The organism is bacterium (assembly GCA_024228115.1).
GTDB lineage: Bacteria > Myxococcota_A > UBA9160 > UBA9160 > UBA6930.
Map to the genome: position 1 here is coordinate 21,166 of JAAETT010000657.1, position 8,152 is coordinate 29,317.

9 protein-coding genes are annotated in these 8,152 nt (G+C 64.0%); 4 read left to right on the forward strand and 5 right to left on the reverse strand.

Annotated features, from left to right (window positions below; all coding sequences use genetic code 11):
- Positions 1-2: 2 nt before the first annotated feature.
- Positions 3-962, forward strand: a complete 960-nt coding sequence (locus GY937_27465) for a hypothetical protein (protein MCP5060454.1) — start codon at positions 3-5, stop codon at positions 960-962.
- Positions 963-990: 28 nt separating this feature from the next.
- On the opposite strand, the gene GY937_27470 is transcribed toward GY937_27465, so the two are convergent.
- Positions 991-1,848 carry an SDR family oxidoreductase gene (locus GY937_27470; GenBank protein MCP5060455.1) on the reverse strand — a complete coding sequence of 286 codons (858 nt, stop codon included), beginning with the start codon at positions 1,846-1,848 and terminating at the stop codon, positions 991-993.
- 159 nt (positions 1,849-2,007) lie between these two features.
- Between GY937_27470 and GY937_27475 the strand changes: the two genes are divergently transcribed.
- Positions 2,008-2,697 carry a thiol:disulfide oxidoreductase gene (locus GY937_27475; GenBank protein MCP5060456.1) on the forward strand — a complete coding sequence of 230 codons (690 nt, stop codon included), beginning with the start codon at positions 2,008-2,010 and terminating at the stop codon, positions 2,695-2,697.
- An 18-nt stretch (positions 2,698-2,715) separates the two neighbouring features.
- Here GY937_27475 and GY937_27480 read toward each other — a convergent pair whose 3' ends face one another.
- On the reverse strand, positions 2,716-3,276 hold the full coding sequence (locus GY937_27480) for a hypothetical protein (protein MCP5060457.1): 561 nt from the start codon (positions 3,274-3,276) through the stop codon (positions 2,716-2,718).
- 249 nt (positions 3,277-3,525) lie between these two features.
- Entirely contained in the window at positions 3,526-3,882 is a 357-nt protein-coding gene (locus tag GY937_27485) for a hypothetical protein (GenBank protein ID MCP5060458.1), read from the reverse strand.
- 105 nt (positions 3,883-3,987) lie between these two features.
- Here GY937_27485 and GY937_27490 point away from each other — a divergent pair, with 105 nt between their 5' ends.
- Positions 3,988-4,611 (forward strand): HAD family phosphatase, encoded by a 624-nt coding sequence (locus GY937_27490; protein ID MCP5060459.1) that lies wholly within the window; start codon positions 3,988-3,990, stop codon positions 4,609-4,611.
- An 84-nt stretch (positions 4,612-4,695) separates the two neighbouring features.
- On the forward strand, positions 4,696-5,472 hold the full coding sequence (locus tag GY937_27495) for a hypothetical protein (GenBank protein ID MCP5060460.1): 777 nt from the start codon (positions 4,696-4,698) through the stop codon (positions 5,470-5,472).
- Here GY937_27495 and GY937_27500 read toward each other — a convergent pair.
- Together GY937_27500 and GY937_27505 are read right to left on the reverse strand one after the other, a co-directional pair.
- Positions 5,469-7,214 carry a DUF5060 domain-containing protein gene (locus GY937_27500; protein MCP5060461.1) on the reverse strand — a complete coding sequence of 582 codons (1,746 nt, stop codon included), beginning with the start codon at positions 7,212-7,214 and terminating at the stop codon, positions 5,469-5,471. The genes GY937_27495 and GY937_27500 overlap by 4 nt on opposite strands.
- A 1-nt stretch (position 7,215) precedes the next feature.
- Positions 7,216-8,010 (reverse strand): SDR family oxidoreductase, encoded by a 795-nt coding sequence (locus tag GY937_27505; GenBank protein MCP5060462.1) that lies wholly within the window; start codon positions 8,008-8,010, stop codon positions 7,216-7,218.
- Between the last annotated feature and the right edge of the window lie 142 nt (positions 8,011-8,152).

The following is an 8,152-nucleotide window of genomic DNA, read 5'->3' on the forward strand; positions in this document are numbered from 1 at the left end:
ACGTGGCGAGGACCGAACTGGCGGAACGAATCGCCAGCGAGTTGGCAGCACCAGCTCCGCCGGAAGCCGCTGTCCTCGCCGACGTGCTGGTCAGACGCTTCGGCAACGCCACGGCTGCGGTGCTCTTCTACGGCTCATGCCTTCGGAACCAGAATGCGGAAGGCGTGCTCGATTTCTACGTCCTGGTGGACGACTACAGACGCGCCTACCCCGGGCGCTGGTTCGCGCTGCTGAACGCGATCCTGCCGCCCAATGTCTTCTATCTGCAGCATTCGGCCGATGGCAAGCTGCTCCGGGCCAAGGTCGCGGTGCTTTCGCTCCACCACTTCTCGGAGGCGGTCGCACCCCGTTGGGCCGAGGCGCGAGTGTGGGCCCGCTTCGCACAGCCCGCCCGGTTGCTCTACCACCGCAGTGAAGAAATTCGGGATTCCGTCGTACGGGATGTCGCAATCGCAGTACAGACGTTCGTCGGCCACCTGCACGCCTGGCTCCCCGGCACCCTGGACAAACCCGTCACATCGGAGCGCTTCTGGCCCGCAGCCTTTCAGGAAACCTACCGGGCCGAGCTTCGCGGAGAGTCAGAGGAGACCATTCGGGCTCTCTACGAGGCTGCGCCGGAACGCTACGCGGCGCTCCTCGACCTTGCTCTGGTCGAACTCGAAACCCAGGGAGATGTTTCCGTTTCTGGAAGTGCGGGTCTGCGCTTCGTCGTCGCGTCGGATGAGAAGATCGAAAAAGCCCGCCGACGTTGGCGACGACGCCGCCGGCTGGGCAAAGCGTGGTCCACGCTCGGCCTCGTGAAATCCATTTTCACGTTCGACGATTGGGTCAGCTACGGCCTCTGGAAGCTCGAGCGCCACGCCGGAAAGAAGATCGAGCTCAGCGAACGCCAACGCCGCCACCCTCTCCTCTTTGCCTGGCCAGTCGTGTGGCGGCTTCTCCGTCAGCGAACGCTGAGGTAGGAATCGATCCATCGTTCGCGCCCGCGGACTACTCCGGAAGCTCCCCTTCCATCACGTTCTTTCCGAGCGTGGGCTCGATGAACGGGCCGAAATCCGGGCCTCGACGAAGAGCGTGCCCCCCATCCACGTTGATGCAGGTGCCGGTGATCCAACGCGATTCGTTGCCAATCAGGAAGCGGGCCAACTGCCCCACATCCTCCGGTTGCCCGACATCCCCCATCGGCGTGTTCTCGATGTACGAAGCGTAGGTGGCGCTATCTCGCGGAATTCCCGACATGAGTTCGGTGGCGATGAAGCCGGGACGGATCGCGTTGAAGCGAACTCTCTTTGCTCCGAATTCGTTCGCAGCATTGCGCATCATCTCCTCGATGCCCGCCTTGCCCACGCAATACGCACCGAAATAGGGATGCGGAAGATGTCCGGCAATCGACGACATTCCGACGAAGGATCCGCCGCCCGCTGCCACCATCGGAGGGACGGTATGCTTCACGCACAGCAGGGTGCCAAGCACGTTCAAGTGAAGGACGCGCAAGAATTCGTCCGTGTCCTGAACATGGTAGGGACCCATTCCCCCGCCCCCGCCCGCGTTGGCCACACAGCCATTCAGCTCGCCGGTCGGCTCCATGGCCCTGGCGACGAGGCGCCTGACGTCTTCTTCATTCGTTACGTCGGCGGCAGCAACCTGCACGCTACCCCCATGGCCGACGTTCTGCTCGATCTGGCTGGCAGCATCCTCGAGCTTCGCTGCGGTGCGTCCACAGATCGTGACGGCCGCGCCGTCCGCCGCCAGGCGAGCTGCGCAGGCCTTTCCGATCCCGCTACCTCCGCCGGTTACCAGCACCGCGAAGCCTTCGAGGCCTCCGGAGGGTGTTGTCGGATCGGGCATGGTTGGGTCTCCGTCAGGTTTCGCGGGGCGGAAGTGCCGGACCCCGGTTCTACCGTGACGCCGGGGAGGACCGCAAGGCGATGATCATCTTTCTTTTCATGAACACGAGGCGCAACGCGGGTGGGGCATCCGCGCGAATCGCTGCCGTACCCTGGCTGGATGATCGACTTCTACTACTGGCCCACCCCAAACGGTTGGAAGATCTCCATCGCCCTGGAGGAGATGGAGCTCCCCTACGAGACCCGTTGGATCAACATCGGCCGGGGCGACCAGTTCGAAGCCGAATTCCAGGCCATCAGCCCGAACGGCCGCATGCCCGCCATCGTGGACCATGATCCCATCGGGGGCGGCGAGCCGATCGCGATCTTCGAGTCCGGCGCGATCCTGATCTATCTGGCGAGGAAATGCGGCCGCTTCCTTCCGGAGGATCCCCGGGGCCATTTCGATGTACTGCAGTGGCTCTTCTGGCAGATCGGCGGCGTCGGCCCGATGTTTGGCCAGTTCGGTCACTTCAATTTGTACGCCGACCAGAAGGTGCCCTACGCCCTCGACCGCTATGGGCGCGAGGCACGCCGGCTGTACGGCGTGATGGATGCACAGCTCGCAAAGCGCGAGTACCTGGCTGGCGAGTACTCCATCGCCGACATGGCGACCTGGCCCTGGGTCGTCACCTACAAGCGCAACGACATCGATCTTGCCGGCGAGTTCCCGAACGTACGCCGTTGGTACGATGCCCTGAAGGAACGCCCTGGCCTACGACGCGGCTACGACCTCGGCAAGGAGGGACGCAAGGCACTCACCACCGGCCCCGATGAAGAAGGGCGCAAGAACCTGTTCGGGCGCTCATGATTCCCACCGGCCCATCCGTCAAAGTGGGCTAGCGCCATCCCCCCAGCCATCGAGATCTCCGAGCGATTCTCCGTTGGCACCGAACACCTCCTGGCAGACATCGTTGTTTCCTGCGCCCGTCACCTGAGCCACGAATGGCTCCGTCGGCCCGGCCGCCTCGCGAAAGATGCGACTCACATCGTCGCAGCCGAGCCCCGGTGTGGTGTTGAACGTGCAGACCACGAACACCGAGGGAATGCCTTCCAACTCCTCGCGATCCTCTTCCTCAACGAGCTCTTCGCCGAACATGTCCGCGAACCCTTCGGCCAGATCCAGGAACACGGCGGACTCCATGATCATGGCTTCATCACAGCCCGCGCTTCGCAGCTCTTCGGCGCCCGGTGCGTCCCGGGCAGCGACGAGAGCATCGAAGCCTTCCCGAACCGACTCGTTCTGCGACAACCAGTAGGCACCTCCGGCGCAAACCAGCACGACCGCGCCGCCGAGCGCGACGAGAACGATTCCGACTGCGCGGAGAGCCCCGCTCCCACCAGGTCGATCGATGGGTCCAGGGCCGGTTTCGAAATCCTGCGGCGGCATCAGATCAACCTCCAACCATCGAGCACCCGCGTCTGGCCGAGATCACGCATCGCCAACGGATCGGTCCTGATCTCACCTCTCAGCAGCCCAGCACCGGATTTCATCGGGACCCCCTCTTCGGCCAGTGAGAGAGGATGTTCCTTCCCGGGCCGAGACGCAAAGGGAATCGAAGCCGTGGCCGTCCGGCGGTGCGGCCCAGAGGAACTGGCCGGGGATCGCCATGGTTCGATGAAAAGGCCCGGGTCTTCCCTAGCGAATCGACCGACACCGCAGCATGCGCAGCGAAATCAGGGCGCCCACGCCGAAGACGAGAGCGGCACCGGGTTCCGGAACCGCGGGCGCCGGTCCGGGTCCGGGTTCTTCGATCAACATTTCTTCCGTGACCAGAACTGCCTGAGTCGTCGTGAGCGGGGTATCCGCGCGACGCCGGGCGCTGTCGGAGCTGGAATCGCAGTCCGCGGCACCCAGGAGAAGTGTCAGCGCGAACAATGCAGCAAGACGGGTGCGCGACCGCACGGCGGGTTTTGATTCGGACATCATTTCCTCCAGCAAGCCCTCGGTGTCCGAAAGCTGCAGGAGGTGTGCCAAGGCGGCTCGAATGCCCATTCCTGGAGCCAGGTGAAGGGCTTCGCCTCGCAGCTGCGTAGAGACTGCCGACTCCTGAGAACCCGAAAGAAGAAGCCGCTTTCCCAACTTCGGTAGCATTCGACCATGCAGATTCGTGCGGTGCTCTTCGATTTCGGTGGCGTTTTCACCCCCTCGCCCTTTGGCGCGCTCGATGCGCTGGCAGATGACCTCGGTGCGGAACCCGGGATGCTGATGGAAATCGTGTTCGGCCCCTACGACGCGGACACCGACCACCCCTGGCACCGCCTGGAACGCGGCGAACTCGGCTTCCTCGAGGCGCGCGACGGGATCATGGCCCTGGGAAGGGAGCGCGGCGTCGAAGCAGATCTATTCCAGCTCTTCGGCTCGATGGATCACAGCAGCGCACGGCCGGATCTGATGGATCGCGTCCGCAATTTGCGCGCCAAGGATTTCCAGACTGCCCTCGTGACGAACAATGTGAAGGAGTTCAGCCCCGTATGGCGAAAGTTGCTGCCGGTCGACGAACTCTTCGATGTCGTGGTCGATTCGAGTGAGGTCGGAATTCGAAAGCCCGACCCACGCATCTTCCATCTCACACTCGAACGACTCGGCGTTGCGCCCGATGAAGCCCTCTTTCTCGACGACTACGCAAACAACGTCCACGCTGCCGAAGCCCTGGGAATCCGCGGCGTGCTCGTAGAGGCCGATCCGAGCTCTGCGCTCGCCGTTCTGGACACGTTGCTCTGAAGGCCTGGGGCTGCTGGCGCTTCTGCTCAACCCCCACCCGGTAGTTTCCGACGAGATGCCACGGGTGTCGAATCGATGATCTACATGGGCCCTCTTCTCATCTTCCTCCTGTTCATCGCACCGGGAATCCGGCTGTTGAAACTCGCCTCCCGGACGCGCCAGGCGCCCGAGCTCTGGGGCGGCCTCTACTTCACGGGCGCGGCCATCGGCCTCTCGGCGCGTGTGCTCGGGAGTTCGCTATTGGCGACCGCGCCCGAGCTCGCCTTCCCGATCAACGTCGTCGGTCATCTTGCGTTCGCCTCGGGCACGATCGCCATGACGATCTTCACCCTGCGCGTCTTCCATCCCTCGCAAGAGGGTGCGCGAGTGTTCGCCGGGAGCGTCATCGTTGCGATCATCGCAACCAGTGCCCACACCTTGATGGGTGGCTACGCGAGCATCGAGAACTCGTATTCGATCGTGGCGACGAACTTTGCTCGTCTCCTTCCAACCTCCTGGGCATTCTACGAATCCCTGCGCTACTGGCGGGCCATGCGCAGGCGCGACAGCCTGGGCCTGGCCGATCCGGTCGTGACGAACCGCTTCCTGCTCTGGTCGATCTGGACCGGTGCGGTGACTGCGTTGCCGCTTGTCGCGCTCGCAATTCGATTGGTCGCCATTCTCGCCCTTGGAAGCGAACCCGACGCCCGACTCCTCGGTACCGAGCTTGCGGTCGCGATGCTCCGATTCGTCGCGATCCTCTTCGTGGCGATTGCGCCCCTCGCAGCGCTGGCCCTGACCTTGAGCTTCTTCCCGCCTTCGTCCTATCTGGAGCGCGTACGCCGCCGGGCCCTGTCTGCGCGGGAAGCTGGCGGAAGCTAGGGAGCCTGGTTCCCCCACTCCCGCTTCATCGGTGACGGCTTCAGCACGCGGGGCACCTTGCGGTTCGAGAGAATCGTGCGTACTTCGGTCAAGACATCGAAGAGCTCTCGGCCCGACGGAGACGCAAACGATTCCGGCGTCTCCAGCTGCATGGCGGCCCTCTCGAGCCGCCAGAAGCTCTCGGCCCAGGGCGAGGGGGCGTCGTCCGTCGCGCCTGCATTCTCGCGCAGGCGGTCGGCGAGCGCCGAAAGCTGACGACGCGCATTGGCCCGATCGAGCACGACCGTGTCGAACACGCCTTCTTCACTGTCGTAGGGCTCCTTCAGGAACGACTCGTGGAACCGGTAGCGCCAGCGGCCGATCTCGTCGGGCGTGAAGGAAACCTGCCAGGTGTAGTCTCCGCGGTAGTCGGCGAGCACTTCGAATCGTTCACCTCGAGGCGCCTCGAATACGAACACGACGCGCTGCTCCTGGGGTGCTGCCGTGCGCACCCAGGTATCGTGAAGACTCGTCTCGAAAGTGCTGCCTAGCTCGATCGGATCACGGACGGCGAGAATACGGACCTCCGCCCAATCCCAACCTCTTCCGGGCAGTTCGACGGGATGCTCCGCGGAAATCCACTCCGAGATGGACTCCCCTCGCCCTCCGCGCACTTGCAGCGTTGGGCGGCCCGAAGCTCCGGTCGCCTCGAAACTCACAGCCAGCGTCGTCTCTCCGTTCAGCTCGATGCGGGGAAACGTCGCCACGCGACCGGCTTCCAGATGCACCCGATGCTCCTGGCGGGCCCTCGCCGATGGCGCCGCCCAGGCGAGGGAGAGGATGGGCCGACGGGATGAATTCCGCACATCCCCATGGTTGGCGGTATACAGATAGAGCAGTGCCCCAGCGTCGTCCTCCAACGCATCCGAGAGCTTCACCAGGAAACGAAGCGGTTTGCCGCGGCGGGTTTGTTCCTGGGTGTACGCGCGCAAGGCATCGCTCTCGAATCGAAGCTGCCTCTGGTCGGGTACCCATGGGGCTTCTGCCAAAGCCATCGCCGGTGTATCCGCTCGGGGGTGCTGGTCGGAAGCGAAACCGACACCCGGCATGCCCCACGAAAGCTCATCATGGGCGATCTCGTTCCACCACACCTCGCCGGCCCGCGGCGGAGAGGTGTTGTCCCGCTGCGTACCGCCCTGCCCGGGATTCCAATCCGGGTTCACGGAGTAGAGGAGCACATCCAGCGGCCTGGCGGGGCCGTCTTCGACCTCCATCACCAGACTGGCTTCGAGAACCTGCGCCTCTGTTGGGAGTGTCACCGCATCCCAGCGTTGAAGCGTGCGGAAGAGCTCCGTCTCGCCAAATCGAGGCTTGGTGGGCCGCCGTCCAACGCGGGAGTGGATCTGTCCCGGTTGGTTCCATCCATAGACGAAACGACCGTCCAGGAAGCCCCGCAGGTCGTTGTCTTCGACGCCCTGGTAGCTCTCGCCGCGCACCCATCGCTGGTGGTGGACCCACCCGGAAGCCCCTTCGTCGCGTGCGTCAGGCCCATAGCTGGCGATGCGCAGCGTGCCGCGAATGGAAGGAAGCCCGTCAGGTACCGCCTCCGGAGGCTGGGCTTCCGGCCGCTCGCAGCCTGCCGTGAATACCGCGAAAACGACGAGAAGAACGACTCGCACGGCCTTGAGGTACCGAAGTCGGAGGCTCATGACCACGCCAAGGCCCGCGCTGTTCTCGGCTTGGCGGGTGGGGCGATTCGACATCTCAATAGCCTGGAATGCCCTTGATCTTCTTCCCCGCCGTGTTTCCACTGTCGACGCGGAAATCCGCGCCGGTGCAAGAGAGGCTCTCGTCCGAGGCGAGGAACAGGATCATGTTGGCAATGTCGCGGATCCGGTCTTCCACGCTTCGCTCGCGCTGATACGCGAGGAAGGGGTGCATGAAGGATTGAGCCAGCGCGGGATCGACGCCCTCGAGGATCTGGGGCGCGATCATCTCGGTGCTGCCCTGCTCGGGGCAGACGGCATTCACGCGGATTCCCCATTTGCCGAGTTCCAGGGCCGCGACCCGGGTAAGCCCGCGCACGGCCCATTTGCTGGACGCGTAGGCGATCTCGCCGTTCTTGGCCGAAACTCCGTCCACCGAGCAGACGTTGACGATCGATCCGCCTCCCGCTGTGCGGAGGGCCGGTGTGCCGGCACGCAGGCCGAGAAAGGTTCCGACCTGGTTCACACGAATCACCCGCTCGTAGTCGGCGAGGCTCGTGTCCTCCAGGGCCGCCATGTGGAGGATCCCGGCATTGTTCACGAGGATATGAAGCGCTCCGAAGCGTTCCTCGGCCGCTTGGATGGCATGCCTCCAATCGTCCTCGGAGGAGACATCGAGACGCTGGAAAATCGCCGCTTCGCCCAACGCCCTCGCCGTCTCGCGACCTTGCTCCTCGTTGACATCGGCCAGGAGCACGCGCGCGCCCTCTTCGACGAACAACCGGGCAACCATTGCGCCGGTTCCACGAGCGGCTCCCGTGACGATCGCGATCTTTCCTTCGAGACGCGTCATCCGGACTAGTCCCTTGTATCGACCAAAGGCGGAAGTGTTGTCATGCTAAGCACTGCGTCCCCCGCAGCCAATCGGTTCTCGCCGTGTCGCGGGCCGATTCATGGGGCCCGTATGTCGAAGAAGCGGTATCGGATTGACTTGA

Bases quoted from the DNA above. Each gene is read 5' to 3' on its own strand.
- GY937_27470 (MCP5060455.1), bottom strand. From the start codon at position 1,848: ATGCCCGATCCGACAACACCCTCCGGAGGCCTCGAAGGCTTCGCGGTG.
- GY937_27475 (MCP5060456.1), top strand. From the start codon at position 2,008: ATGATCGACTTCTACTACTGGCCCACCCCAAACGGTTGGAAGATCTCC.
- GY937_27480 (MCP5060457.1), bottom strand. From the start codon at position 3,276: ATGCCGCCGCAGGATTTCGAAACCGGCCCTGGACCCATCGATCGACCT.
- GY937_27485 (MCP5060458.1), bottom strand. From the start codon at position 3,882: ATGGGCATTCGAGCCGCCTTGGCACACCTCCTGCAGCTTTCGGACACC.
- GY937_27490 (MCP5060459.1), top strand. From the start codon at position 3,988: ATGCAGATTCGTGCGGTGCTCTTCGATTTCGGTGGCGTTTTCACCCCC.
- GY937_27495 (MCP5060460.1), top strand. From the start codon at position 4,696: ATGGGCCCTCTTCTCATCTTCCTCCTGTTCATCGCACCGGGAATCCGG.
- GY937_27500 (MCP5060461.1), bottom strand. From the start codon at position 7,214: ATGTCGAATCGCCCCACCCGCCAAGCCGAGAACAGCGCGGGCCTTGGC.
- GY937_27505 (MCP5060462.1), bottom strand. From the start codon at position 8,010: ATGACGCGTCTCGAAGGAAAGATCGCGATCGTCACGGGAGCCGCTCGT.